We start from the raw sequence: 23,449 nt of genomic DNA, 5'->3' as shown, positions 1-23,449 counted from the left end.
AAAAACGGCCGGGTTGCCCCGGCCGTTGGATTACTGCATTCCGAGTGTGATCAGAACTTGTACTTGAAGCTCAGCATCGCCGACCAGCGCGAGATACCCGGGTTGGAGCGGCCTGCGCCGTCCTGGATGTTCTCGTTGTCGGTGAAGCCGCTGAAGTTGTAGATGTACTTGCCGGTAGCCGGATCGATACCGGCGTAATTGGCCACGCGGCGGGTCGCATAGAAGCCGTAGTCCTCGACCACGCCCCAGTCCTTGTTGAGCAGGTTGCCGAAGTTCATGATGTCCAGCGCGATCTCGGCCTTGTGGCCCTTGAAGAACGCCGGAATCTCTTGGCTGATGCGCACGTCGAAGGTATTGACCCAGCTGGCCCGGAACTCGTTGGCCGGAGCCACCTGGCCACGGTAGCGCTGCAGCTCGGGGGCGCTGGTCGCCATCCAGTCGAAGAAGTCCTTCTCCATCTCGGCGCCACCGGTCCACATCACATCACCCGGGCCCGACGGCACGTAGAACAGGTCGTTGGTCTCGGCACTGTCGCCGTTGACGTCGTTGTAGAAGATGTAGCTGTACGGACGACCCGAGCGGCCCTCATAGAACATGCCGATGCTGGTGGTGTTGTCGCCGAACAGGTCCTTCTGCCAGGTGACCGCACCGGTGAAGCGGTCGCGGATCGCGTAGCGCGAGTTGTAGCCGACCGGCTCGTTGGTGTTGAACACCAGCGAGTTGTTCCAGTTCGAGGAGTTCTGCGAGCTGGTGGCCGGGCTGAACTCGGTGGCATCGGTGTGGGTATAACCCACGCTCCAGCCCCAGTTCTCGACCATCGGCTTGGACAGCGAGAGCGTCAGCTGACGCGCCGAGCCCTTGTTGGTGTTGCGGATCACGATGGCCTGATCGACACCCGGGTTCTTGTTGGCGCGGTTTTCTGCACCATTGAGTCCCGCATCGATGCCGAAGTTGCCGGCATTGGCCGGGTCCAGGCCAGCCGCGTTCCAGTAGATCATGCGGCCGTCCTGGCCCTGATAGGTGGCACCGCCCACGTCGATCCGGTCAAACCACAGCGCGTCCTTGTTTTTGGTCACCAGCAACTCGGCCGAGCCGACCAGTCCGTACCACGGCAGTTCGTGGTCGATCGCCAGGTTGGCCTTCCAGATCGACGGCAGGGCCAGGCCCGGCGCCATGATGTCGGCGGTGATCAGCGGGGCGCCAGCGTTGCCGCCCACGACCGTCGGCGGCAGGCTCGCGTCAAACCCCGGGGTGTCGGGGCCGCGGAAGTCATAGGAATCGAAGTTCAGGCCGGTGTTCTGGAACGGGCCGGCCAGCCAGACGTTGGGGTTGCCGCCCTGGAACAGGCCCACGCCGCCGCGCAGCTGGGTCGGACGATCGGTGTCGAAGGTGTAGTTGAAGCCGAAGCGCGGCTGCACCAGCTTCTTGTCGAGGGTGACGGAGTTGTCGTAGCCGTAGATCTCCTGGATGCGCGAGTTGTAGATCGGGCTGTTGTCGAACTCCGGCATGTCCACGCGCACGCCGAACATCAGGCTCAGGTTGTAATTGACCGCCCAGTCGTCCTGGATGAACACACCGGTATTCTTGAAGTTGTACGCCGCCGGGATGTCCGCGTAGCTGCCACCCGGACGCGGGGCGCGAACCTGGTAGCGCGAGGGATTGTTGCTCTCGAAGTCCTCGATGCTGTCGAAGGTATAGACGCCGTTGATGTCGCGGCCGTAATAGTTGAGGACGTCGTTGTCCTCATAGTCGAAACCGAACTTGATGGCGTGGTCACCGGCATACCAGGTGCCCGCGCCGAACAGGGTGGTCTGCTCGGTGTCGACCACGTTGGCGTGGCGGTTGCGCTCGGTGCCGAGGTTGATCTCGTTTTCACCGTCCTTGATGATGATGCCCGGCAGGTTGGCGTAGGTGGACGCGATCGACGAGTAGTCGCGACGCGAGACCTTGAACTCGGTGGTGAAGGTGTCGCTCCAGTTGCTGAAGAGCTCACCGACCACGCTTTCGAAGGTCTTGTCCTGGTCGTACCAATGGCTGCGCAGCGAGACGCCGTCGTTGCCGAAACCCGGAATCTGCGGCACCGACTGCACCAGCTTGCTGTAGCGCAGCGCGGCGCGGTGATCGTCGTTGATGTTCCAGTCCAGCTTGAGCGCGTATTCCTCGATATCGGTCTCGGCGCTGGCCGGCGGGGTCATGCCACCGGCGTCAAAGCCGTAGCCTTGGGCTGCGGCCTGCACGCGGGCGATGTCGGCATCGGTGATCTCGCCACGGCCGTACGGGGTACCCACTAGGCTGACGCCCGGGGCGGTACGGGTGAACTGCTCGTAGTTGGCGAAGAAGAACAGCTTGTCCTTGATCAGCGGACCACCCAGGGTGAAGCCGTAGGTCTCTTCCTTGTCGAAGCCCTGGAACTCCTCGCCCGCCAGGTCCTCGCGGACCCAGTCGCCGTCACGCATGGCGAAGTAGGCCGAACCGTGGAACTCGTTGGTGCCGGACTTGGTGACCGCATTGACGATCGCGCCGGTGCCGCCGGCGATGGTGGTGTCGTAGTTGGCCAGGTCGATGTTGATCTCTTCGATCGCATCCATCGAGACCGGCTGCCGCATGGTCGGCATGTTGTTGGCTTCCAGGCCGAACGGGTCGCTGCTGTTGACGCCATCGATCCGGATCACGTTGAATCGCGAGTTCTGGCCGCCAGCCGAGATCGCGCCGTCACCCTTATCGGTCTGCGCGATGCGCGGGTCCAGGCGGATGTAATCCTGGATGTTGCGGCTGGCCGACGGCAACGCGTCGATCTGCTCCTGGGTGACGTTGGTGCCGGTGCCCATCTTGGTGGCGCTGAATATCTCCGAGCCGCCTCCCATGGCAACTGCCTGAACCGTCGTCAGGGTGGTGACATCGTTGTCGAGTTTCACATCAACGGTGCTCACCTGGTTCAGGGCCAGGTACACGTCGTCCTCCGAAGAGGACCCCGCACCCGCCTTGTTGATGGTGATCGTGTACGGCCCACCCACGCGCAGGCCCCGCGCGGTATAGCGGCCGCTGGCGTCAGTAGTGACACGACTGACCGTGCCCGATTCATCATGCACGATGGTGACCTCGGCGCCGACGACCGGCTGGCCGTCAGTACCAGACACCTGTCCACCGAGGCCGGCGGAGGTGCTCTGTGCGAATGCAGGAGCAGAAGCAAGGACAACGAGCAGTCCCAGGGTGAGCTTGGACAACCGGGCGCGGCTGGGGTGATTCATGACGGAGGGCCTCAAGGCGTTGGGTAACTTGACTTGACCATCGGTGGGGCGACGGCGGGGTTTTCTTGGGTGTTGACGCAACAAACTGGTGGCTGCCAGTTAACGTTAGATTAACATGGCGACATACTAATGCGGATGTTTTACAGAATTGTGACGGTCTCCCCCCAGCCGCTGGATCATGTGTTTGCCCTGCCGCCCCCCGGCAACGCGCTGTTCAGGACGCGACGCCCAGGTATCCGACCAGTCCGTCAAGGAACATCTGTACCGAGATCGCGACCAGCAACATGCCCATCAAGCGCTCGACTGCGCTGAGCACGCGCGAGCCAAGCCACTTGTACAGATAGGTCGCCGAGAACAGGATCGCCGCGGTCACGCCCCAGGCGATCAGCAGCGCCAGGCTCCACTCACCCAGGCGGTCAGGCTCGTTGCTGCCCATCAGCAGTACCGCGGCCATGCCGGACGGGCCGGCAATCAGTGGGATGGCCAGCGGCACGATGAAAGGCTCACCGTCAGGCAACGCGCCCATCAGCCCCTCCGGCGGCGGGAAGATCATCCGGATGCCGATCAGGAACAAGACGATACCGCCGGCGATCGCGACCGAGTCCTGGCGCAGGTGCATCACTTCCAGCGCGTACTTGCCGCCCCACAGGAACAGCATCAGCACGACCAGGGCGATCAACAGCTCGCGCGCCAGCACGAAGCGCTGACGCTCCGGTGGCAGCGTGCGCAACAGGCTCAGGAAGATCGGGATGTTGCCCAACGGATCCAGGATCAGGAACAGCAGCAGCGCGGCGGAGGCTATGGTCATGCGACGACGCTCACGGCTTGGGTGCCCAGACCTGGCCGCGATGGATCGCGCCGGCGCTCGACAACAGGGTCACGCAGGATTGCGCATAGGCTTGGGGGTCATCGGCCAGGTGCATGGTTTCCTCGACATAGGCCTTGGCCCGCAGCGGCGTACGCATCGGCCCGGGTTGCAGCCCGCTGACGCGTACCGGCGAGTTGGCCAGTTCCGCATGCAGCATGCCGACCAGGCTGGCAAGGCCATGCTGGGCGAGCCCGTAACCACCCCAGAACGCCTTGCCTACCCGGGCCAGGTCGTCGATGGCGAACACCAGCGCCGCATCTTCGGCTTTTTCCAGCAACGGCAGGCAAGCCTGGCTGAGCCACCACGGGGCGGTCAGGTTGACGTGGATCGCGCGCGCGAACGCGGCGGGATCGGTATGCAGCAACGGGGTCAATCCGGAAAAATCGGCGGCACAATGCAGCACGCCATCGAGGCGTCCGAGCTCGGCATCGATGCGCGTCGCCATCTCGGCGTAATCATCCGGCGATGCGCCTACAAGGTCCAACGGGTACAGCAAGGCTGCAGCGCCGTCGGCCACGATCGCGTCATGGACCCGGTTCAACCCGGGCAGCTTGCGACCCAGCAACACAACAGTCGCGCCCGCGCGCGCGCAAGCCTTGGCGGCCACACTGCCCAAACCACCATGGGCGCCGGTCACCAGAATCACACGGTCATGCAAGTCCGGCGTAGCGGAAGCAACGGTGTGCGAATGAGCAGTGCTTACCGAGCTCACTACGCCTGGTTCTCCGCTTGATCCTCGGCCTGGGTCTCGCTGATCATCCGCGCCAGCTCACCCGACTCATACAGTTCGACGGTGATGTCGCAGCCGCCGATCAGCTCACCGTGGATGAACAACTGCGGGAAGGTCGGCCAGTTGGAGTAACGCGGCAGGTTGGCGCGGACCTCCGGGTCCTCCAGCACGTTGAAGGTATGCAGACCGGTGGCGCCGGACGCCTGCAACACCTGCACCGCGCGACTGGAGAAGCCGCACATCGGGAACTCCACCGTCCCCTTCATGAACAACACGACCGGGTGGCTCTCGACCTGGGCCTGGATCCGCTCGATCACCGACATTGGCGCGCTCCTGGGTTTGGCTTGCCGTGACCGTTGACGACCACGCAACATGGGGTGGGGATAGAATGGGGATTGTAATCTTTTGCTGTCCCCCAGAGTCACTTTCATCAGGAGCCCGCCAATGGCCATCGAACTGCCTCCCCTGCCCTACGACAAGAACGCGCTTGAGCCGCATATCTCGGCGGAGACGCTGGACTACCACTACGGCAAGCATCACAAGGCGTACGTCGACAACCTCAACAAGATGATCGAGGGTACCGAGTTCGCCGACATGCCGCTGGAGGACATCATCCGCAAGTCGCAGGGCGGCATGTTCAACAACGCCGCGCAGGTCTGGAACCACACCTTCTACTGGAACTGCCTGTCACCCAACGGCGGCGGCGAGCCGACCGGCAAGGTGCTGGACGCCATCAACAAGGCCTTTGGTGATTTCGCCAAGTTCAAGCAGCAGTTCAGCGACACCGCGATCAAAACCTTCGGCTCCGGCTGGGGCTGGCTGGTACAGCGCGCCGATGGTTCGCTGGCACTGGTCAGCACCGCCAACGCCAACACCCCGCTGACCGGCAGCGACACCGCGTTGCTGACCTGCGACGTGTGGGAGCACGCCTACTACATCGACTACCGCAACGCGCGGCCGAAGTACGTGGAGTCGTTCTGGAACCTGGTCAATTGGGACTTCGTTGCTTCGAACATGAAGTAACCGGACGGTTGATGCGCAACACGAACGGCCGGGGCGACCCGGCCGTTTTTATTTTTTCTGGTCGCCCTGCAATCTGGCGATTACCGGCGAGACTTGCGCCTCGCGCCCAAGCGCTGCGCCGACCCTTTCCAATGCGGTGACCAGCTCGTCGGTGGAATCGGCGCGCAAGGTGGCATGACCGACCTTGCGCCCGTCCCGCGCGGCCTTGCCGTAGTCATGCCAATGGCCCGATGGCTCGCCCAGTATCGGATTGGCCTCGGGCATCGCGCCGATCCAGTTGAGCATGCAAGCGTGGCCGAGCATGCGCGTAGAGCCCAACGGCCGACCGAGCACGGCACGCAAATGGTTCTCGAACTGGCTGGTCTCCGCGCCCTCGATGGTCCAGTGCCCGGAGTTGTGGACGCGCGGCGCAAGTTCGTTGGCGAGCAGTTCACCGTCGCGGCAGAACAGTTCCAGCGCCAGCACGCCGACATAATCCAGCGCATCGGCCAGCTTGCGCGCATAGGCAAACGCACGCTCGGCCAGCGCTTCGTCGACGCTCGCCGGTGCCAGGCTGGCCGACAACACGCCGTCGACGTGCCAGTTCTCGGTCAGCGGCCAGGCTCGGAACTCGCCGTCACGGCCGCGCACGGCGACCACGCTCAACTCACGCTGGAAGTGGACGAAACCTTCCAGGATCAAGCCGACCTTCGCCGCCTGCGCGCCCAGTGCCACCCAGGCGTCGTCGGCGTCGCCTGCGGTGCGGATCCGGAACTGCCCCTTGCCGTCATAGCCCAGACGCCGGGTTTTCAGGATGCACGGCAGCCCGACGCTGGCGATCGCCTGGTCGAGCTGTTCGCGGGTATCGACCACGGCGAAGTCGGGCACCGGGATGCCGAGCTCGCGGAACAGGGTCTTCTCGGCCAGCCGGTCCTGGGCGGTACCCAGCGCGCGCGGGTTGGGGAATACCGGGACCCGATCGACCAGCCATTTGGCCGACTCGGCCGGCACGTTCTCGAAATCAAACGTAGCCACGTCGATACGGGAGGCAAACTCGCCCAATGCCTCCTGGTCCACGTAGTCGCCCACCACCATCGGCGCGAACTGGCCGGCGCAGGCATCGGCAGCGGTGTCCATGACCAGGAAACGCAACCCCAGCGGAGCACCCGCCAAGGCCATCATCCGGGCCAGCTGGCCACCACCGAGAATGCCGACCGTGCTCATCGACGCGGGTCGTCGTTGCGGGCGACGTCGTTGGTTTGCCGTTCCCGGAACTGGGCCAGTGCCTCGCCGATCGCCGGATACTCGACCGCCAGCATGGCCGCCGCGAACAGCGCCGCATTGGCCGCGCCCGCATCACCAATGGCGAACGTGGCCACCGGAACACCGGCGGGCATCTGCACGATCGACAGCAGCGAGTCCATCCCGTTGAGCGCCTTGCTCTGCACCGGCACGCCCAGCACCGGCACCGTGGTCTTGGACGCCAGCATGCCCGGCAGGTGCGCCGCGCCGCCGGCACCGGCGATGATGGCGCGCAGGCCGCGACCGGCCGCACTGGCGGCATAGTCGAACAGCGCATCGGGCGTGCGGTGCGCGGAAACCACTCGCACCTCGTGGGCAACACCCAGCGCTTCCAGTCGTGCGACGGCGTGCTGCATCGTCTCCCAGTCGGAGCGCGAACCCATCACGATGCCGACCAGCGGCCTCGGTGCGGTGTCTGTCATGGTTGGACCCTGCGGCAAAACGGTATTCTACCGGGCATGCACGCAAGCGCCATGCGTGTGCACATCCCGAATGAACTGGAGACTCCCACCCCATGGACCGCAAGTTGCTCGATCTGCTCGTCTGCCCGATCACCCGCCAGCCATTGGCCATGCTCGAGGGACGTGGGCTGCAAGTACTGAATGACGCGATCGCCAGCACCACGGTATCCCGGGACGACGGCAGTCCCCAGACCGAGCCGCTGCGCGAGGCCCTGGTGACCGCCGACCGCAAACGCGTCTACCGGGTCGACGACGGCATTCCGGTGTTGCTGGGCGACGAGGCGATCATGACCGCGCAGGTCGATGGATTTCCGTCGGCATGACGGCCGACTTCCATCCGCCCCTTGCTGCGATTGACGCTGACGTCGCCAGCGCGTTGGCCGAAGACCTGGGCAGCGGCGACGTCACTGCTGCGCTGCTGCCCGATGCCGCCGACACCGCCTACCTGCTGTGCAAGCAGGACGCCGTGGTGTGCGGGCGGCCCTGGTTCGATGCCTGCCACCGCGCGCTGGACCCGCAGGTCCGTATCGACTGGAAGGTAAACGAAGGCGACCACGTGACCGCCGGCACCGTATTGGCGCTGCTGAGCGGCCGGGCGCGCGCGCTGGTCAGCGCCGAGCGCACGTCATTGAACTTCATGCAGACCCTGTCGGCGACCGCCACCACCACCGCGAGCTACGTCGAGGCGGTAAGCGGCACCCGGGCAAAAATCCTCGACACCCGCAAGACCATCCCCGGTTTGCGCCAGGCGCAGAAGTACGCCGTGCGTGTCGGCGGCGGCACCAACCATCGCATGGGCCTGTTCGACGCGGTGATGCTGAAGGAGAACCACGTGCGCGCGTCCGGCTCGCTGACTGCGGCGATCAACGCGGCGCGGTCCGCACAACCGTCGCTGCCCCTGATTGTCGAAGTCGAGACCCTGGCGGAACTGCGCGAGGCGCTGGAGGTGGGTTGCGACCGCATCCTGATCGACAACTTCGATGCTCCCACCCGGCGCGAGGCCGTCCGGATCAACGCGGCGCATGCACGTCGGGTGCCGCTGGAAGTCTCCGGCGGGGTCGACCTGCCCGGTCTTCGCGCCATTGCCGAGGACGGCGTCGACTGCATCTCCATCGGCGGGCTGACCAAGCACGTGCAGGCCATCGACCTCTCGCTCAAGCTCGGCTCGCCGCCGGCGACGGGCTGACCATGCCGACCCTGCTGATCATCATGCTGGTCGCCGGTGCCGCCTTCGCGTTCTGGAGCGCGGGACGTGGAGCGGCCGAGCGCGCGGAAGAGGTGGGACGCGACGCCTGCAATGCGGCGGGGGTCCAGTGGCTGGACCAGAGCGTGCATGCCATTGGTCTACGACTGTGCCGTGGCCATGATGGTTGGCTGGGATGGGAACGTACGTTCCGCTTCGACTATTCCCGCGACGGAGAGGACCGACACGTCGGCCGGCTGGTATTGCGCGGCAACCGCCTGGTGTCGTTTATCGGACCGGTCAGCCCGCCTACTTGACCACCCTCAGGTGTCCGCCACGGCGCGGCCCGGGCCCGTCTGGACCATCGTCGGGACCATCATCACGATCGCCGTTGGCAGACGAGGCCTTGTCCGGGTCCTTGGGCACCGCACTCAAGGACGGGCGAGCGGGCTCCGCAACACCATCATCGGTGTTGGACTGTCCTGTGCCGGCCGAGTCGATACCGGCGCCATCGGCAGCACTGCCCGCACCGACATCATCGGGCAAGGCCATGCCGTGGCCGGTCTCACGTGCGTAGATCGCCAGCACCGCACCCACCGGTACAGATATGGACTGGCTGACACCGCCGAAACGGGCGCTGAACCGAATTGACTCGTTGCTCATCTCCAACGCGGAAACGGCGCGGTCGGCAATGTTGAGCACGATCCGACCGTCGCTCACTGCGCTGACCGGCACCCGGACATCCGGCGCGTTGGCATCGACCAGCAAGTGCGGCGTCATGCCGTTGTCGGCGATCCATTCGTACAGCGCCCGCAACAAGTAGGGGCGATGACTGGTCATCGGGAGGCTTTGTTCACTCATGGGGGCAGTTTAAGCCAACCGGCCCGGCCAGGGCACCTGGATCGATGCCCATTTCGGGTGCGATTTTCCGGATCAGCCGGATCAACCAGGCAACTCGTTCAGCCGCCGCTCTTGCTCGGTCAGGCTGCGTGCAAAGCCCGGATTACGGAAGATCCGGCTGCCGTAATCCTCGATGGACTTGCCATCCTTGGGCAGCGCCACGCCCAGCGACGGCAGCCGCCAGATGATCGGTGCCATCGCGCAATCGGCCAGGCTCATCTCGGCGTTGAGGAAGAACTTGAACGCCTTGAACAAGGGCACCGACGCGACCAGAAGCTCTTTCAGCCGCTTGCGGCCGGCATCGGCCTGGGTCTTGGTGCCCATCTGGATCGCTTGCACCTGCGGCACCCAGTCGATTTCCAGGCGCAACGTAGCCAGGCGCAACCGGGCCCGTGACAACGGGTCCACGGGCATCAACGGCGGGTGCGGATAGCGCTCATCGAGGTACTCGCTGACCACGCTTGCCGCGTACAGCACCAGGTCGCGCTCGACCAGGGTCGGCACGGAATGGTAGGGATTGAGATCGATCAGGTCTTCCGGTGGATCCTGGGGATCGACTGGAATCAAATCGTACGTGACACCCTTGGCCGCCAGCACCAGCCTTACCCGATGGCACAACACGCAATCGTTCGCGGAAAACAGGGTAAGGGCATTACGCATACGTGGGCTCGCCGCCATTATCGACCTCTCCAGCACCCGGAATCCGCCGGATACAAGACGCTGCCCACCCAGCGTGGGCAGTCGTCACGGCCTCGAGCAACGCACCCTCACAGCCGGCCACCAATCGCCGGCTGCTCATGGGCAGGTGCGTCTGACTAGTCCACGTCCCGCCAATACTCTTTGTTCAAGAGCCAGGCGAACAGCGTGAACACCGCCAGGAACAAGACAACCCACACACCCAGGCTCTGGCGCTTGAGGGCAGCAGGTTCACCCGCGTACTCGAGGAATGCAGTGATATCACGTACCGACCGATCAAAGGCCGCCGGGTCCAGTGACCCGGCCTGGGTGATGGTGAGTCCATTGACCACCTTGTCACCAGTGACCGGGTCGGGATCGCCGTACTCGGCGTGTTGCAGTCCTTGCAGCTTCCACAACGGGTTGGGCATCGATACGTCCGGGAACAACTTGTTGTTCCAGCCCAGCGTTGCGGATTCGTCCAAGTAAAACGACTTCAGGTAGGTATACACCCAATCACTGCCGCGGGAGCGGGAGATCAGGCTAAGGTCCGGCGGCATCTTGCCGAACCAGGCGGTTGCCCCGGCCTCGGGCATCGCCACTTCGATATGGTCACCAAACTTGGCGTCGGTAAAGACCAGGTTGGACATCACCTGCTCTTCGGTCAGCCCCAGATCGGACGCCAGGCGCGAGTACCGCAGGTACTTCAGCGAATGGCAAGCCGAGCAGTAGTTCATGTACAGCTGGGCGCCGCGCTGCAGCGAGCCTTCGTCGTTGAGATTGGTCCCGGCCTGCAACAGGCCTCCGCCGCTGGCCGCAAACGCGGCAGCCGAAACCAGCATGCCGGCGGCAAAAACGGTGATCCTGCCAATGATGGACTTATTCATGCATCGTTACCCGTTCCGGTACCGGCTTGGTCTTGTCGAGCTTGCTCCATAGCGGCATCGTGATGAAGAAAGCGAAGTAGAGGAAGGTCAGCACGCGGCCGATCTGGGTCTCGACCGGGTCGGTTCCAGGACCCGAGCCAATCTTGCCCAGCCAGACGAAGCAGACCACCAGCAGCGCCAGCATGGTCTTGGTGATCCAGCCCTTGTAACGGACCGACCTGACCTTGCTGCGATCCAGCCAAGGCACCGCGAACAGGATGGCGATCGCACCAAACATCACCATCACGCCGCCCAGCTTGTCGGGAATCACCCGCAACATCGCGTAGAACGGGGTGTAGTACCAGACCGGCTTGATGTGCTCCGGAGTGACCAGACGGTTGGCTTCCACGAAGTTGTCATGTTCCAGGAACCAGCCACCAAACGCGGGTGCAAAGAAGATGATGAACGCGGCAATCATCAGGAACGCGCCGATCCCGACCAGGTCGTGCACGGTGTAGTACGGATGGAACGGGATGCCGTCGGCCGGCTTGTTCGCGTCCCAGCGGTTGCCCTTCGGACCTTTCTTGATCTCGACGCCGTCCGGGTTGTTGGAACCCACCTCGTGCAACGCACCGATGTGCAGCACTACCAGCAACAGCAATACCAGCGGCAGTGCAATCACATGCAGGGCGAAGAATCGGCCCAGCGTCGCATCGGAAGGCAGGTAGTCGCCCATGATCCATTCGGTCAGGCCCGAACCAATCACCGGGATCGCGCCAAACAGCGAAATGATCACCTTCGCGCCCCAGAACGACATCTGGCCCCACGGCAATACGTAGCCCATGAAGGCTTCTGCCATCAGTACCAGGTAGATCAGCATGCCCAGGATCCACACCAGCTCACGCGGCTTCTGGTAACTGCCGTACATCAGCCCGCGGAACATGTGTATGTACACCACGACGAAGAACAGCGAAGCGCCGGTGGAGTGCATGTAGCGGATCAGCCAGCCCCACTCCACGTCACGCATGATGTACTCGACCGAGGCGAACGCCTCCGCCGAGCTGGGCTTGTAGTGCATGGTCAGGAAGATGCCGGTGAAGATCTGGTTGACCAGCACCACCATCGCCAACACGCCGAAGTAGTACCAGACGTTGAAGTTCTTCGGGGCGTAATACTCGGTCATGTGCTTGCGGTAGACCGGCATCATGCCCGGCGCGCGCTCGTTGACCCAATCCATCACGCCATTGGCGCTACGGGTGAAGATGTTCGCCATGACTCAGGCTGCTCCCTGGTTGGAAGACGGGGGATCGAGGCCGACCACAATGGTGACGTCGTCCTTGTAGTAGTGCGGCGGCACAACCAGGTTGGTTGGCGCCGGCACCCCCTCGTACACGCGTCCGGCCATGTCGAATTTCGACTTGTGGCAGGGGCAGAAGTAGCCGCCTTTCCAGTTCGGGTCGAACGGCTCGGGCCGGATCTCGGCCTTCATCTCCGGCGAGCAGCCCAGGTGTGTGCAGATGCCGACCAGAACCGAGACCGCCGGCTTGATCGAGCGCAGCTCCGGATGCTCGGCAATGACATACGCCGGCTGCTGTTCCGGGTTCTCCGACATCGGGTCGCGCAGGTGGTCGTCCAGGGTGGGCAACGCCTGCAGGATCGCCTCGGAACGACGCACGACCCAGATCGGCTGGCCACGCCACTCGCGCATCAGGCGCTGACCCACTTCGAGTGCGCTGATGTCGACGGTGATCGGCGCACCGGCCTGCTTGGCACGCTCGCTCGGGTTCCACGACTTGATGAACGGCACCGCCAGGAAACCGGCGCCCACCGCGCCTACCACGCTGGTGGTCGCAGTCAGGAACCGGCGGCGCCCCAGGTCGGCAGGTTTGCTGACCGGGTTACTGACGGATCCACTGGCAGGATCGTGATGAGGATCATTGATCCCTGGATTGGCCATCCGGCACTCCGTAAAGCTGGTAATCGACGTTCCGCCACACTACCGACCCGATTGGTGACGGTTGGCGGCTCATAAAGGCAGGAAGTGTAACGGAAGGATGAACAGCTCGACAATCGTCGCGGCGTTTTGACACGTCCTATTGCGCTGCCCGGTACCGGTCGGCCAGCACCCCGACGCGCTTCACATAGCGCTGGGTCTCGCTATACGGCGGCACCCCCTTGTACTTGTCCACCGCGCCTTCACCGGCGTTGTATCCCGCCGCCGCCAGGGTCAGGTTTCCATCGAAGCGCTTCAGCAGCCACGCCAGGTACTCCACCCCGCCAAGGATGTTCTGGCCCGCATCGAAGGCGTTGCCCACCTTGAAACGGCGCGCGGTCGCGGGCATCAGCTGCATCAGGCCCTGCGCGCCGACCCGCGACAGCGCGTTGGGGTTGAACGACGACTCGGCATGGATGATCGCGCGCACGATTGCCTCATCCACCCCGTGCTTGGCCGCCGCGGCAGCGATCTCCGCGCTGTAGGCCTGGGTATTGAGCCGGACATTGCTGAAGTTGACGCCCGAAGCGGTCCCGCACGCGAAACAGGTCTCGAGGAAGCTGTACTTGATCGTGCGCACCGGCCCCGCGCGTGCCACGCCCTGGGGACGCGCGCTGGTGTAGTGACGCACGCCATCCTTGATGTAGGAATACACCTGCCCCTGGACTCGCCGGGCGCCTTTCGACCCCGGCGTAACCGAGCTGACCGGCGCAGCATTGGTCATCAGGCCGACTTCGGCGCCGGCGGATGCGTCCGTGCTGATGCTGGCTGGCGCGCCTTCGATGGAATGGGCTGCCGTGGCGCTGCCGACCGTCGCCGGCGTGCTGGGTGTTTGCGGTGCGCTGATCGACGAAACGCCCGTCCCGGAAGTCGCGCCGCCGGTATAGCGGCTTATCGGACTGCACTTGGCGCCCGAAATGCGCTTGCTGACGTAACTGCGGACCCCATCATCACTGTCGCAGCGATACACGGTACCGGCGACCACGGGCGTGGCAACCAGCAAGCAGGCAATCCCCAACAGTGCGATACCCCCCCTCATGTCGCGAGTCTCTCCTTTAGCGCGCGCGTTGCCAAGCACCTCACCCCTGAAACGGGACCAACGCCCCGATGCGGCCGCGGCAGCGGCAGCGGCTAGACTACCCGGTTCCAACCACCTCCGGCGCGGATTAACCGCCGCCCCTCCCGGAACCCGCCATGACCGATACCCCTGCCCGCGGCAAGCTTTTCATCCAGACCCACGGCTGCCAGATGAATGAATACGACTCGGCCAAGATGGCCGACGTCCTGGCCGCCAGCGACGGACTGGAACTGACCGCCGACATTGAAGAAGCCGACGTGATCCTGGTCAATACGTGCTCGATACGTGAGCGGGCGCAGGACAAGGTGTTCAGCCAACTGGGCCGCTGGAAGGCCCTCAAGGACGGCGACCGGCAGGTACTGATCGGTGTCGGCGGCTGCGTGGCCAGTCAGGAAGGCTCGGCAATCATCAAGCGGGCGCCGTATGTGGACCTGGTGTTCGGCCCGCAAACGCTGCATCGGTTGCCGGAACTGATCCGCGAGCGTCGCCAGACCGGGCAGCCGCAGGTGGATATCAGCTTCCCGGAGATCGAGAAGTTCGACCGCCTGCCGACGCCACGCGCCGACGGGCCCAGCGCGTTCGTGTCGATCATGGAAGGCTGCAGCAAGTACTGCAGTTTCTGCGTGGTGCCCTACACCCGCGGCGAGGAGGTGAGCCGGCCGTTCGAGGACGTACTGGTCGAGGTCGCCCAACTGGCCGCGCAAGGCGTGCGCGAGGTCAACCTGCTGGGACAGAACGTGAACGCCTACCGCGGCCCTTATGGCACGGAAGCCGAGTCGAACGAGGAACAACTGGTCGCTGATCTCGGCCTGTTGATCCGTACCATTGCCCGGATCGACGGCATCGACCGGATCCGCTTCACCACCTCGCACCCGCTGGAATTCTCCGACTCGCTGGTGGAGGCCTACCGCGACGTGCCGGAACTGGCCAACTACCTGCACCTGCCCGTCCAGGCGGGCAGCGACAGGGTGCTGGCGGCAATGAAGCGCGGCTACACCACGCTGGAATTCAAGCAGAAGATCCGGAAATTGCGGGCGGTACGGCCGGACATCTCGATCTCCTCGGACTTCATCGTCGGCTTCCCCGGCGAGACCGAGGCGGACTTCGAGAAAACCATCAAGCTGATCGAGGATGTCGGCTTCGATCAGTCCTACTCGTTCATCTATTCACGCCGTCCCGGCACCCCGGCCGCCGACCTGGAAGACCACACCAGCGATGCCGACAAGCGCACCCGGCTGGCGCGGTTGCAGGCGCTGGTAAACGCCAATGCGAAGACCATCAGCGAGGCCATGGTGGGCAGCGTCCAGCGGGTGCTGGTCGAGGGGCCATCGCGGCGCGATGCGAACGAGCTGACCGGCAAGACCGAAAACATGCGCTCGGTGAACTTTGCCGGTCATCGGCGGCTGGTCGGGCAGTTCGTGGATGTCGTGATTACCGATGCGATGAGCAATTCGTTGCGCGGTCGCGTTGCGACCACCGGCACCGACAGCCCCGTGAGCGTTCTTCACCAGCCGTCCATGTAACCTCAATTACAGTACCCGAACGCCCTGCCATGCAAGGCGCCCATTTTTTCTCATGTGAGGCCATCCCAATGTTGCGCACACTCGTTATCGCCGCTGCCCTGTCCCTGGCCGCTCCGGCCGCCTTCGCCGCCACCTGCTCGGTGGATCTGGAAGGCAACGACGCCATGCAGTTCAACAAGAAGGAGATCGACGTCAGCAAGAGTTGCAAGACGTTCACGATCAACCTGAAGCACACCGGCCAGCTCGCCAAAAACGTGATGGGCCACAACGTGGTAATTGCCAAGACCGCCGATATGCAGGGCATCGACGCAGACGGCATGAAGGCGGGCCTGGATGCCGATTACATCAAGGCTGGCGATGCGCGGGTGATCGCCCATTCCAAGGTGGTCGGTGGTGGCGAGAGCACCTCGATCAGCTTCGATCCGGCCAAGCTGAGCGCGGACCCGAACTCGTTTTTCTGCAGCTTCCCCGGCCACTCGGCATTGATGAAGGGCACGCTCAACCTGGTGCCGTGATTCCAGCCGCATGTTCCCTCGACGGCCGCCTTTGTCCAAAGGCGGCCGTTTTGTTGCCACGTATCATCCGTCCATGACCGCTCCAGCCAAACCCCATACCAGGGGCATCCGAAAATCGCCCGCACTGCCCAAGCTGAAAGCCCGTCCGGCAGCCAAGTTGCGCAAGCGTGGCGAGGAACGGGTCGACCGTTTCCTGGAAGCGGCGACCCAGGTCTTTCTCGAAAAAGGTTATCGCCATGCACGCCTGAGCGAGATCGTCAGCCGTGCCGGTGGTTCGCTGGCCACCTTGTATCGCGTGTTCGGTGACAAGGAAGGCCTGGCGCACGCGATCATCGAGCGGCAGGCGGAAAAATTCACCCTCGTGTTCCACGACCTCTGCCTGTCGGCCTTGCCGCCTGAAGAAGGCCTGCACCTGCTGGCCCGGCGCTTCGTGGAAACCATGGTGTCGATGGAGTCCCAGGTACTGCACCGCACCATCATCGGCGAGGGGCACGCTTTCCCCGAATTGCGCGACTGGTACTTCGAACACGCCATCGGTGCCACCAATCACATCCTCGCCGAGTACCTGCTCCAACAGGAGACCGCGGGCCGGCTGGTGCTGCCCCAAGGACCAGAACTGGCCGCGATCCAGCTGGCGATGCTGATGGTCGGCGACCTGGTGTTGCGCATGTCCAGTGGCCACTTGGTGACGCCGGATGCAGCGACCGCCACCCAGGCCGCCGAGGCTGGCGTGGATGCTTTCCTCCAGGGTGCCCTGCCGCGCTGAGGCCGAGCCAGAAAACCCGCACCACTTTCCACTTGACTCAGGCTGAACGAGACCTTTATGGTCGGCATGTAATTCCGATTACGCCAGCCAGCAAAGAAGGTGAGGTTCAATGCGTATTCTCCTGGGTCTGGGTCTGGCGGCAGCCGCCGCTGCCGTACTTGTCGTCGCCGGTTGGCAGGCACCCGTGGCCGCGCAAAGCACCGCTCCGACGGACAATCCATACAACCTACCCAGCACGCACTTCGGCAGCGAAGGTCCGGTCGCCGGCCACGGCTTCGATGTGCCGCCCGGCTTCGCCCATGCGCGTGTAGCGAGCAACCCGCTGGCTGCCGACGCCACGCCGATCGGCGAGCAGACCTGCAATTCCTGCCATGCCCGCGAAGAACAGAACTTCGCCCATACCAGCCATGCGCTGGGAATGAAGGTCGCGCTGGCAGCCAACCCCGAAACGCCGACCTGCGAGGCCTGCCATGGCCCGGGCTCCAAACACATGGAGAACCCCGCAGCCAAGGGCGCGATCATCGCCTTCACCAAGGACGGCGGCACGCCGGTCCCCACCCAGACCGAGACCTGCATGGGCTGCCACTCCGGCGGTCCGCGTGACCAGTGGGTGGGCTCGGTCCACCAGCGCAATGACCTGTCGTGCAGCGATTGCCACAATCCGATGGCGCGCCTGTCCGCAGAAGGGCTGATGGCCAAGCCGTCGATCAACGAGACCTGTGCGACCTGCCACAAGGACATCCGCCAGCAGTTCAACCGCCGCTCGCACATGCCGCTGCCAGAAGGGCAGATGGCCTGCGTGGATTGCCACAACCCGCACGGCGGCTTCAACGAGGCGCTGCTCAAGACCGACACCGTCAACGAGACCTGCTACCAGTGCCACGCCGAAAAGCGCGGGCCGTTCCTGTTCGAGCACGCCCCGGTACGCGACAACTGCCTGAACTGCCACATGCCGCACGGCTCCAACCAGCACGCCCTGCTGGTGGCCCCGATCCCGATGCTGTGCCAGCAGTGCCACTCACACGTCCGCCACCCCAATGACCTGCTGACCAGCCAGTCGCTGGGCATCGGGTCCGCGCCGGACGAGCGGCTGATGGGTCGTGGCTGCATCAGTTGCCATTCGCAGATCCACGGTTCCAACAACCCTTCCGGACCACGACTTCACAAGTAAAGGGAGTGCCGAGCCATGCACGGACATCCACGACTGCTGCCGTTATCCCTGGCAGCCCTGTCGTTGTCGCTTGCCCTCGCCCCCCTTGCCCATGCACAGGACAGCGGCGCCGGCGTCGACCTGCAATTTGGCACCGCGCTGGACCCGGCCGGCCTGTCCGCACGCAGCTGCGACCCCGATGGCATGAGCTGGCTGGCCGGCGATGCCAAACGAACGCCGACCGGCTATCTGTACGGCTGCACGCCCACCCCATACGGCCTGGACTCGACTGCCACGCTGGACGACACCTGGCTCGGGGGCGGAACGCTGTCGGTCGGCTACCTGCATCTCACGGGTGACCAGGCCAACACCCAATGGCGTCGATTCACCAACTGGGACGACGGCTTGGTGCTCAGCGCCGACTTCCGCCTGGTGCGTCCCGACCAGGGCCGCTACATCGACTTGCGCGCCACCCGCATCAACGAGGACAGCCAGTTCTATCGCGCCGTATTCGGCCAGGCCGGAAAGTACCGCGTGCAGGCGTTCGTGCGCTCGCAACCGAACATCCTCAGCGGCAACGCCCGCTCGATATGGGATGGCGTGGGCAGCCAGCACCTGACCCTGAAGGACGGTCTCACCGTCAACGGCAGCACCGTCGAGCAGGTCTCGGCGGTGTCGGCAGCGCAACCTTTGCAGACTTTGAAGGTGGTGCGCGACAAGCAGGGGCTGGGAATCCAGTACCTGCTCAACAGGCAGTGGACGGCCACGTTCAACGCCAGCCACGAATCGCGTGATGGCGCGCGACCGTTTGGCGGGCCGTTCTTCTTCAACTATCCGTTCCCGGACAACGGCGGCATCTACGAGATCCCCCGGCCGATCGACGACAGCACCGTCAACGTGAATGCCGGCCTGCGCTTTGTCGGCAACGACTGGCGCATGCAGTTCGACTATTCCGGCTCGTTCTTCCGCAACGCGTACACCGGTTTCGACTACGAGATTCCGTACACCACCTGGTCGGTGGTCGGAGTGCCCACCCCGCAGGTTCCGCTGGGCCAGTACTCCTACGAACCCGACAACGACTACCACCACGTCTCCGGCACCTTCAGCCGGCGGATCAAGTGGAATGGCGATTTTTCGGTAAAGGCCGCGTTTGGCACCTCGCGCCAGAACGACAGCCTGCTGCCGCCGACCAACTGCCAGGGTCAGGTCGGCATCCCGATTCCCGGCTTCCTGTATGACTGCGCGGACTGGAACACCACCGCCTCGCTGTCGCGCCAACGCGCCGACCTGGCCATCAACACCCAGCGGCTCGACTTGCGGGTGGTGCTGCAACCGGCCACCGGCCTGAGCTGGCGCTCCACCGCCAAGTTCCACCGCGAGGATTATTCGGGCACCTACTGGGCCTACAACCCGCTGACCGGGCAATACGGTTACATCGCCGAGAATGGCGCGATGGGCAGCGTGGTGCCGGGCGAGATGGGCGTGTGGGACCCGGGTGCCAACGCCTCGGTGCCGACGCGGGTACGCAACCTGCCGCTGGACAAGGAAACCTGGGAAGCATCCACCGGCGTCAATTGGCGGATGAACACGAAGAACACCCTCGGAGCGGGCTACACCTTCACCCGCACCGAACGCACCAATCGCGAGTTCGCCACTGTCCAGGACAACGAGCTCAAGCTCAACTGGACCAACCGTTCGATCGACTGGCTGAACTTCCGCGCCAATTACGCCTTCCTCGACCGCTCGGGCAACGACTACAACTCCAACCCCTACTCGTTCACCCTCTCGCATGACATGCCCGGCTATGTCCCGCCACCGGGCGGCACGCCTGCGCATACGATCGCCGAACTGCGCAAATACGACGTGGGCGAACGCGAGCAGCACAAGATCGACCTGATGGCCACGGCGACGCTGCCCAACAACATGACCGTCAGCGCCTCGATCCGCGGCGACTGGAACGACTACGACGCCCAGGCCGGCCGGCAGCAATTCGATACCCTCGGCACCAGCCTGCAATGGGAGTGGCAGCCCGTCCCGGGCCGGGTCGCCGGCGCGTGGTACGGCTATGACGAGTCGGACCTGGTGTTCGCCAACGCCAACGACGTGGCGATCACTCCCGACCCCAACCTGGACGGCGCGACCTACCAGGACGGTGGCCGCTGGAGCACCAACGACCGGCAGCGCAACCATTACGCAGGCGCGAACTGGTCGCAGCGTTTCGGCAAGGCCACCTTCGATGCATCGTGGAACTGGACCTACACACGCGGCATGACCCGCTACGATTTCGCCTCGGCCGACGCGATGGCGTACCCGCAGCTGGTCGCCAGTGCCAACGGCGCGTTCCCGCCGATGATCTACCGCTCCAACTCGCTCAGCCTGTCGCTGTCGTTCCCGATCAACGACCGCATCGGGGTCCGCCTGTTCAACACCTACGAACGCGCGCGACTGTCCGACTGGCACTACCTGGGTTTTGACCAGAGCCGGGTCTACGACCACCGCGTCTACACCGACGGCGGCCCGATGGATTACAGCGTCAACATGTTCGGCGCGATGCTGGAGGTCCAGCTATGAAACTTGCAGTGCCTGCCTCTATCCTGGCCGCTACCCTGCTGGCGGTACTTCTGGGCCCGGCCGTGGCGCAGGCGCAGGAGTCGCCAACGAGTGATTCGGCGCCGGCCGAATCCCCTGCAGAAGCGGAAGCCCCGTCGCCGGATTATCTCGACTTGCGCCGCGTCGCCAGCATCCATGGCGATGCCGCCGCGGGGCAGGCAAAAAGCGAGCTGTGTGCTGCCTGCCATGGCCCACAGGGCATCGCGATCGCGCCGATCTTTCCGAATATTGCCGGCCAATCGGCCGACTTCATGTATTGGCAACTGGTCGAATACAAGCGCGGCGTGAATCCCTCGCCGATGACCCCCCTGGTAGCGAACCTGTCGGATCAGGACATGCGCGACCTGTCGATGTACTACGCGGCCATGCCGGCCGATGGGGCGCCTTCAAGCGGACAGGAAGCACCGGCCGCTGCAGCCGACCCGGCTCAGTTGCAGTTGGGTGAGCAGTTATATCTGTCCGGCGATCCGGGCAAGGGCATTCCGTCGTGCCAGGGCTGTCACGGCGCCGATGCCCGCGGTCCGGCGGCGGCTGACCGGGTAAATCGCAGCGGTCATCACCCCTATGCCGGCTACCCGTCGCTGCGCGGACAGCAGGCCGCCTATCTGCAGGCCAAGCTGGGCGCCTATCGCGACGGGAACATCGGCGACTCCACCTCCGACTTCGTCATGACCGGGGTCGCCAAACAGCTGGATGACGCCTCGATCCAGGCACTGTCGACCTGGTTGTCGAGCCTGCCGGCAACCGATCGGTAGCGGTCAACCGCCTGACCGCTACCAACCCGGCCGCGAGCATGTGCCGGCAGACAGCGGAATCAGGGCCCGGCCGCGCTGTAGACCGCCTCCCCGTCCACGTATGTGCCCAACACCGTCAGTTCACGCAACTGCGACGGATCGATCGCCAGCGGGTCCTGCGCCAGCACCACGAAGTCGGCGCGCTTGCCGACCTCCAGGCTACCCACTTCATCCTCGTTGAAGCCGGCATACGCCGCGTCCAGGGTGAATCCACGCAGGGCCTCGTAGGCGGTCAGTTTCTCCTCCGGCTGCCAGCCACCGAGCGGCAGGCCTTCGGCATCGGTGCGCGTGGTCGCCGAGTACAGGCCCAGCCGTGGATCAACCGACTCGACCGGGAAGTCCGAGCCCAGGGCAAGCCGCGCTCCGCTGTCGCGCAACTCGCGCCACGCATACGCCCCCTGAAGCCGCTCCGCGCCAATGCGATCCTCGGCCCAGGGCATGTCGCTGGTGGCGTGGGTGGGTTGCATCGATGCGATCACCTGCAGGCGTGCCAGCCGTGGCAGGTCCTCGGGCGAGAGGATCTGCGCATGCTCGATACGCCAGCGATGGTCGCCACTGCCGTCCTTGCCCAGTACCCGTTCATACGCCTCAAGGACCACATGGTTGCCACGGTCGCCGATGGCATGGGTAGCAACCTGGATGCCACAACGCTTGGCTTTTTCCGTCACCTCCGCCAATTCATCCGGTTTGACCATCAACAACCCCCGGTTGCCTGGATCGTCACTGTAGTCGGCCAGCAAGGCCGCACCGCGACTGCCCAGCGCGCCGTCGGCAAACAGCTTGACCGAGCGCATCTGCAAGCGCCCCGACGGGTGCCGGTAGGCGCCGTCACGGCACAACATCGCCAGTGCATCGCCGTCACCGGCCGCCATCGCGTTGATGCGCAACAGCATCTCGCCACGGTCCGCCAGCTGCTGGTAATGCTTCAGCCCTGCCAGCGAGACGCCCGCGTCGTGCACGCCGGTCAAGCCATGCTCGACCGCGGCTTGCATGCCCAGCGCCAAGGCGTGTTCCTGCGTGGCGGCATCGGGCTCGGGTTCCTGCGCGTCGATCAGTGCCATTGCCCCATCGACGAACACGCCGCTTGGCTGGCCATTCGCATCGCGCTCGATCTTGCCGCCTTCGGGCTGCCAGTCGCCGGTCAGGTCACGCTCCACCAGGGCCATCGCGGCACTGTTCGCCCAGCCCGCATGGCCGTCGATCCGCCGCAGCCACACCGGGCGATCCGGGAACAGGGCGTCCAGGTCGGCGGCGGTCGGGAATCGCTTCTCCGGCCAGTCGTTCTGATCCCAGCCAGCTCCCAACAGCCAGGCGCCATCGGGCAGTTCGTCGGCAAAATCGCGCAGTCGTTGCAGCGCTTCCTCCTTGCTGGCGGCATCGACCAGGTCCGCCTGCAGTTCGTTGAACCCCAGCCCCGCCACGTGGCCATGGGCGTCGATCAGGCCCGGCACCACGGTGGCCTCGCCGACATCCAGGCGGCGGGCATCCGGATAGTCCCGCAGCAGCGCATCGCGCTCGCCAAGCGCCACAATCGCGCCGGTGTCGTCGAATGCCAACGCCTCCACACGGGGCTGCGCGGTGTCCATCGTATGGATGCGTGCCGCCGTCAGTACGGTGACTTCGGCGGCCAGTACCGGTGCGGCCAGCGGCATGACTGCGGCGAGCAACGCTGTCTTCAGCAGGATATTCCGGGTCTTGCGCGTCGCCTGCATTGCCATGCCCCTTATGAGTGAGTTCCGCCACTTTGCGAAAACCTGGCGCCGGGTGCAAGCTGACATGCCAATG

The 23,449-nt window shown here is 64.5% G+C and carries 23 protein-coding genes; 10 read left to right on the top strand and 13 right to left on the bottom strand.

The window, feature by feature from the left end; all coding sequences use genetic code 11:
* Positions 1-50: 50 nt before the first annotated feature.
* The 4 genes from ACW7G1_RS06410 to grxD form a co-directional block, all read right to left on the bottom strand.
* Positions 51-3,248, bottom strand: coding sequence for a TonB-dependent receptor (locus tag ACW7G1_RS06410; RefSeq protein ID WP_456978943.1), 3,198 nt, complete (start codon positions 3,246-3,248; stop codon positions 51-53).
* Positions 3,249-3,462: 214 nt separating this feature from the next.
* Positions 3,463-4,056: a MarC family protein gene (locus ACW7G1_RS06405; RefSeq protein ID WP_456978942.1), complete on the bottom strand. Its 594-nt coding sequence runs from the start codon at positions 4,054-4,056 to the stop codon at positions 3,463-3,465.
* A gap of 10 nt (positions 4,057-4,066) precedes the next feature.
* Positions 4,067-4,759, bottom strand: coding sequence for an SDR family NAD(P)-dependent oxidoreductase (locus tag ACW7G1_RS06400; protein WP_456979857.1), 693 nt, complete (start codon positions 4,757-4,759; stop codon positions 4,067-4,069).
* A 68-nt stretch (positions 4,760-4,827) separates the two neighbouring features.
* Positions 4,828-5,169 (bottom strand): Grx4 family monothiol glutaredoxin, encoded by a 342-nt coding sequence (grxD, locus tag ACW7G1_RS06395; RefSeq protein ID WP_456978941.1) that lies wholly within the window; start codon positions 5,167-5,169, stop codon positions 4,828-4,830.
* A gap of 121 nt (positions 5,170-5,290) precedes the next feature.
* Between grxD and sodB the strand changes: the two genes are divergently transcribed.
* Complete coding sequence (gene sodB, locus ACW7G1_RS06390) at positions 5,291-5,869, top strand: superoxide dismutase [Fe] (RefSeq protein WP_456978940.1); 579 nt, start codon at positions 5,291-5,293, stop codon at positions 5,867-5,869.
* A gap of 48 nt (positions 5,870-5,917) precedes the next feature.
* Here sodB and ACW7G1_RS06385 read toward each other — a convergent pair whose 3' ends face one another.
* Positions 5,918-7,072 (bottom strand): 5-(carboxyamino)imidazole ribonucleotide synthase, encoded by a 1,155-nt coding sequence (locus tag ACW7G1_RS06385; protein WP_456978939.1) that lies wholly within the window; start codon positions 7,070-7,072, stop codon positions 5,918-5,920.
* Positions 7,069-7,572, bottom strand: coding sequence for a 5-(carboxyamino)imidazole ribonucleotide mutase (gene purE, locus ACW7G1_RS06380; RefSeq protein WP_456978938.1), 504 nt, complete (start codon positions 7,570-7,572; stop codon positions 7,069-7,071). The genes ACW7G1_RS06385 and purE overlap by 4 nt, the downstream gene beginning before the upstream one ends.
* Positions 7,573-7,664: 92 nt before the next feature.
* On the opposite strand from purE, the gene ACW7G1_RS06375 reads away from it, so the two are divergent.
* The 3 genes from ACW7G1_RS06375 to ACW7G1_RS06365 are packed head-to-tail and all read left to right on the top strand — an operon-like array spanning position 7,665 to position 9,111.
* A complete protein-coding gene (locus tag ACW7G1_RS06375) occupies positions 7,665-7,934 on the top strand; it encodes a Trm112 family protein (protein ID WP_456978937.1) in 270 nt (89 codons plus the stop codon).
* Entirely contained in the window at positions 7,931-8,797 is an 867-nt protein-coding gene (gene nadC, locus ACW7G1_RS06370) for a carboxylating nicotinate-nucleotide diphosphorylase (protein WP_456978936.1), read from the top strand. Before ACW7G1_RS06375 ends, nadC begins: the two co-directional genes overlap by 4 nt.
* 2 nt (positions 8,798-8,799) lie before the next feature.
* Entirely contained in the window at positions 8,800-9,111 is a 312-nt protein-coding gene (locus ACW7G1_RS06365; RefSeq protein WP_456978935.1) for a DUF3301 domain-containing protein, read from the top strand.
* Here ACW7G1_RS06365 and ACW7G1_RS06360 read toward each other — a convergent pair.
* The 6 genes from ACW7G1_RS06360 to ACW7G1_RS06335 all read right to left on the bottom strand — a co-directional run bounded on the left by ACW7G1_RS06360 (position 9,104) and on the right by ACW7G1_RS06335 (position 14,267).
* On the bottom strand, positions 9,104-9,655 hold the full coding sequence (locus tag ACW7G1_RS06360; protein WP_456978934.1) for a ClpXP protease specificity-enhancing factor: 552 nt from the start codon (positions 9,653-9,655) through the stop codon (positions 9,104-9,106). The genes ACW7G1_RS06365 and ACW7G1_RS06360 overlap by 8 nt on opposite strands.
* Positions 9,656-9,736: 81 nt before the next feature.
* Positions 9,737-10,372, bottom strand: coding sequence for a glutathione S-transferase N-terminal domain-containing protein (locus tag ACW7G1_RS06355; protein WP_456978933.1), 636 nt, complete (start codon positions 10,370-10,372; stop codon positions 9,737-9,739).
* Between the two features lie 137 nt (positions 10,373-10,509).
* Positions 10,510-11,256, bottom strand: a complete 747-nt coding sequence (locus tag ACW7G1_RS06350) for a cytochrome c1 (RefSeq protein WP_456978932.1) — start codon at positions 11,254-11,256, stop codon at positions 10,510-10,512.
* The gene (locus ACW7G1_RS06345; RefSeq protein WP_456978931.1) at positions 11,249-12,508 is read right to left on the bottom strand and encodes a cytochrome b; all 1,260 of its coding nucleotides are present in this window, start codon (positions 12,506-12,508) and stop codon (positions 11,249-11,251) included. The genes ACW7G1_RS06350 and ACW7G1_RS06345 overlap by 8 nt, the downstream gene beginning before the upstream one ends.
* Positions 12,509-12,511: 3 nt before the next feature.
* Positions 12,512-13,192: a ubiquinol-cytochrome c reductase iron-sulfur subunit gene (gene petA, locus ACW7G1_RS06340; RefSeq protein ID WP_456978930.1), complete on the bottom strand. Its 681-nt coding sequence runs from the start codon at positions 13,190-13,192 to the stop codon at positions 12,512-12,514.
* Between the two features lie 136 nt (positions 13,193-13,328).
* On the bottom strand, positions 13,329-14,267 hold the full coding sequence (locus ACW7G1_RS06335) for a lytic transglycosylase domain-containing protein (RefSeq protein ID WP_456978929.1): 939 nt from the start codon (positions 14,265-14,267) through the stop codon (positions 13,329-13,331).
* Between the two features lie 155 nt (positions 14,268-14,422).
* On the opposite strand from ACW7G1_RS06335, the gene miaB reads away from it, so the two are divergent.
* From miaB to ACW7G1_RS06305, 6 genes are all read left to right on the top strand, one after another.
* Positions 14,423-15,829: a tRNA (N6-isopentenyl adenosine(37)-C2)-methylthiotransferase MiaB gene (gene miaB / locus ACW7G1_RS06330; RefSeq protein ID WP_456978928.1), complete on the top strand. Its 1,407-nt coding sequence runs from the start codon at positions 14,423-14,425 to the stop codon at positions 15,827-15,829.
* Positions 15,830-15,897: 68 nt separating this feature from the next.
* Positions 15,898-16,344 (top strand): azurin, encoded by a 447-nt coding sequence (gene azu, locus ACW7G1_RS06325; RefSeq protein WP_456978927.1) that lies wholly within the window; start codon positions 15,898-15,900, stop codon positions 16,342-16,344.
* Positions 16,345-16,417: 73 nt separating this feature from the next.
* The gene (locus ACW7G1_RS06320; RefSeq protein WP_456978926.1) at positions 16,418-17,110 is read left to right on the top strand and encodes a TetR/AcrR family transcriptional regulator; all 693 of its coding nucleotides are present in this window, start codon (positions 16,418-16,420) and stop codon (positions 17,108-17,110) included.
* Positions 17,111-17,219: 109 nt separating this feature from the next.
* Entirely contained in the window at positions 17,220-18,281 is a 1,062-nt protein-coding gene (locus ACW7G1_RS06315; RefSeq protein ID WP_456978925.1) for a DmsE family decaheme c-type cytochrome, read from the top strand.
* Positions 18,282-18,296: 15 nt separating this feature from the next.
* Positions 18,297-20,831, top strand: a complete 2,535-nt coding sequence (locus ACW7G1_RS06310) for an MtrB/PioB family outer membrane beta-barrel protein (RefSeq protein WP_456978924.1) — start codon at positions 18,297-18,299, stop codon at positions 20,829-20,831.
* 8 nt (positions 20,832-20,839) lie between these two features.
* Positions 20,840-21,625: a c-type cytochrome gene (locus ACW7G1_RS06305; RefSeq protein WP_456978923.1), complete on the top strand. Its 786-nt coding sequence runs from the start codon at positions 20,840-20,842 to the stop codon at positions 21,623-21,625.
* A 59-nt stretch (positions 21,626-21,684) separates the two neighbouring features.
* Here the strand turns inward: ACW7G1_RS06305 and ACW7G1_RS06300 are convergent, their stop codons facing one another.
* Entirely contained in the window at positions 21,685-23,382 is a 1,698-nt protein-coding gene (locus ACW7G1_RS06300; RefSeq protein ID WP_456978922.1) for an amidohydrolase, read from the bottom strand.
* Positions 23,383-23,449: the final 67 nt, after the last annotated feature.

The sequence above is a fragment of the Lysobacter sp. A378 genome (assembly GCF_054052125.1).
This window is presented reverse-complemented; position numbering and strand designations above follow the sequence as displayed.

Excerpts from the sequence above, each read along its gene's own strand:
- ACW7G1_RS06385 (WP_456978939.1), bottom strand. The coding sequence starts at position 7,072 with ATGAGCACGGTCGGCATTCTCGGTGGTGGCCAGCTGGCCCGGATGATG.
- ACW7G1_RS06320 (WP_456978926.1), top strand. The coding sequence starts at position 16,418 with ATGACCGCTCCAGCCAAACCCCATACCAGGGGCATCCGAAAATCGCCC.
- ACW7G1_RS06365 (WP_456978935.1), top strand. The coding sequence starts at position 8,800 with ATGCCGACCCTGCTGATCATCATGCTGGTCGCCGGTGCCGCCTTCGCG.
- purE (WP_456978938.1), bottom strand. The coding sequence starts at position 7,572 with ATGACAGACACCGCACCGAGGCCGCTGGTCGGCATCGTGATGGGTTCG.
- miaB (WP_456978928.1), top strand. The coding sequence starts at position 14,423 with ATGACCGATACCCCTGCCCGCGGCAAGCTTTTCATCCAGACCCACGGC.
- ACW7G1_RS06355 (WP_456978933.1), bottom strand. The coding sequence starts at position 10,372 with ATGGCGGCGAGCCCACGTATGCGTAATGCCCTTACCCTGTTTTCCGCG.
- ACW7G1_RS06315 (WP_456978925.1), top strand. The coding sequence starts at position 17,220 with ATGCGTATTCTCCTGGGTCTGGGTCTGGCGGCAGCCGCCGCTGCCGTA.
- ACW7G1_RS06360 (WP_456978934.1), bottom strand. The coding sequence starts at position 9,655 with ATGAGTGAACAAAGCCTCCCGATGACCAGTCATCGCCCCTACTTGTTG.
- ACW7G1_RS06350 (WP_456978932.1), bottom strand. The coding sequence starts at position 11,256 with ATGAATAAGTCCATCATTGGCAGGATCACCGTTTTTGCCGCCGGCATG.
- ACW7G1_RS06345 (WP_456978931.1), bottom strand. The coding sequence starts at position 12,508 with ATGGCGAACATCTTCACCCGTAGCGCCAATGGCGTGATGGATTGGGTC.
- nadC (WP_456978936.1), top strand. The coding sequence starts at position 7,931 with ATGACGGCCGACTTCCATCCGCCCCTTGCTGCGATTGACGCTGACGTC.
- ACW7G1_RS06335 (WP_456978929.1), bottom strand. The coding sequence starts at position 14,267 with ATGAGGGGGGGTATCGCACTGTTGGGGATTGCCTGCTTGCTGGTTGCC.
- ACW7G1_RS06405 (WP_456978942.1), bottom strand. The coding sequence starts at position 4,056 with ATGACCATAGCCTCCGCCGCGCTGCTGCTGTTCCTGATCCTGGATCCG.
- azu (WP_456978927.1), top strand. The coding sequence starts at position 15,898 with ATGTTGCGCACACTCGTTATCGCCGCTGCCCTGTCCCTGGCCGCTCCG.
- petA (WP_456978930.1), bottom strand. The coding sequence starts at position 13,192 with ATGGCCAATCCAGGGATCAATGATCCTCATCACGATCCTGCCAGTGGA.
- ACW7G1_RS06375 (WP_456978937.1), top strand. The coding sequence starts at position 7,665 with ATGGACCGCAAGTTGCTCGATCTGCTCGTCTGCCCGATCACCCGCCAG.
- ACW7G1_RS06300 (WP_456978922.1), bottom strand. The coding sequence starts at position 23,382 with ATGGCAATGCAGGCGACGCGCAAGACCCGGAATATCCTGCTGAAGACA.
- ACW7G1_RS06310 (WP_456978924.1), top strand. The coding sequence starts at position 18,297 with ATGCACGGACATCCACGACTGCTGCCGTTATCCCTGGCAGCCCTGTCG.
- sodB (WP_456978940.1), top strand. The coding sequence starts at position 5,291 with ATGGCCATCGAACTGCCTCCCCTGCCCTACGACAAGAACGCGCTTGAG.
- grxD (WP_456978941.1), bottom strand. The coding sequence starts at position 5,169 with ATGTCGGTGATCGAGCGGATCCAGGCCCAGGTCGAGAGCCACCCGGTC.
- ACW7G1_RS06410 (WP_456978943.1), bottom strand. The coding sequence starts at position 3,248 with ATGAATCACCCCAGCCGCGCCCGGTTGTCCAAGCTCACCCTGGGACTG.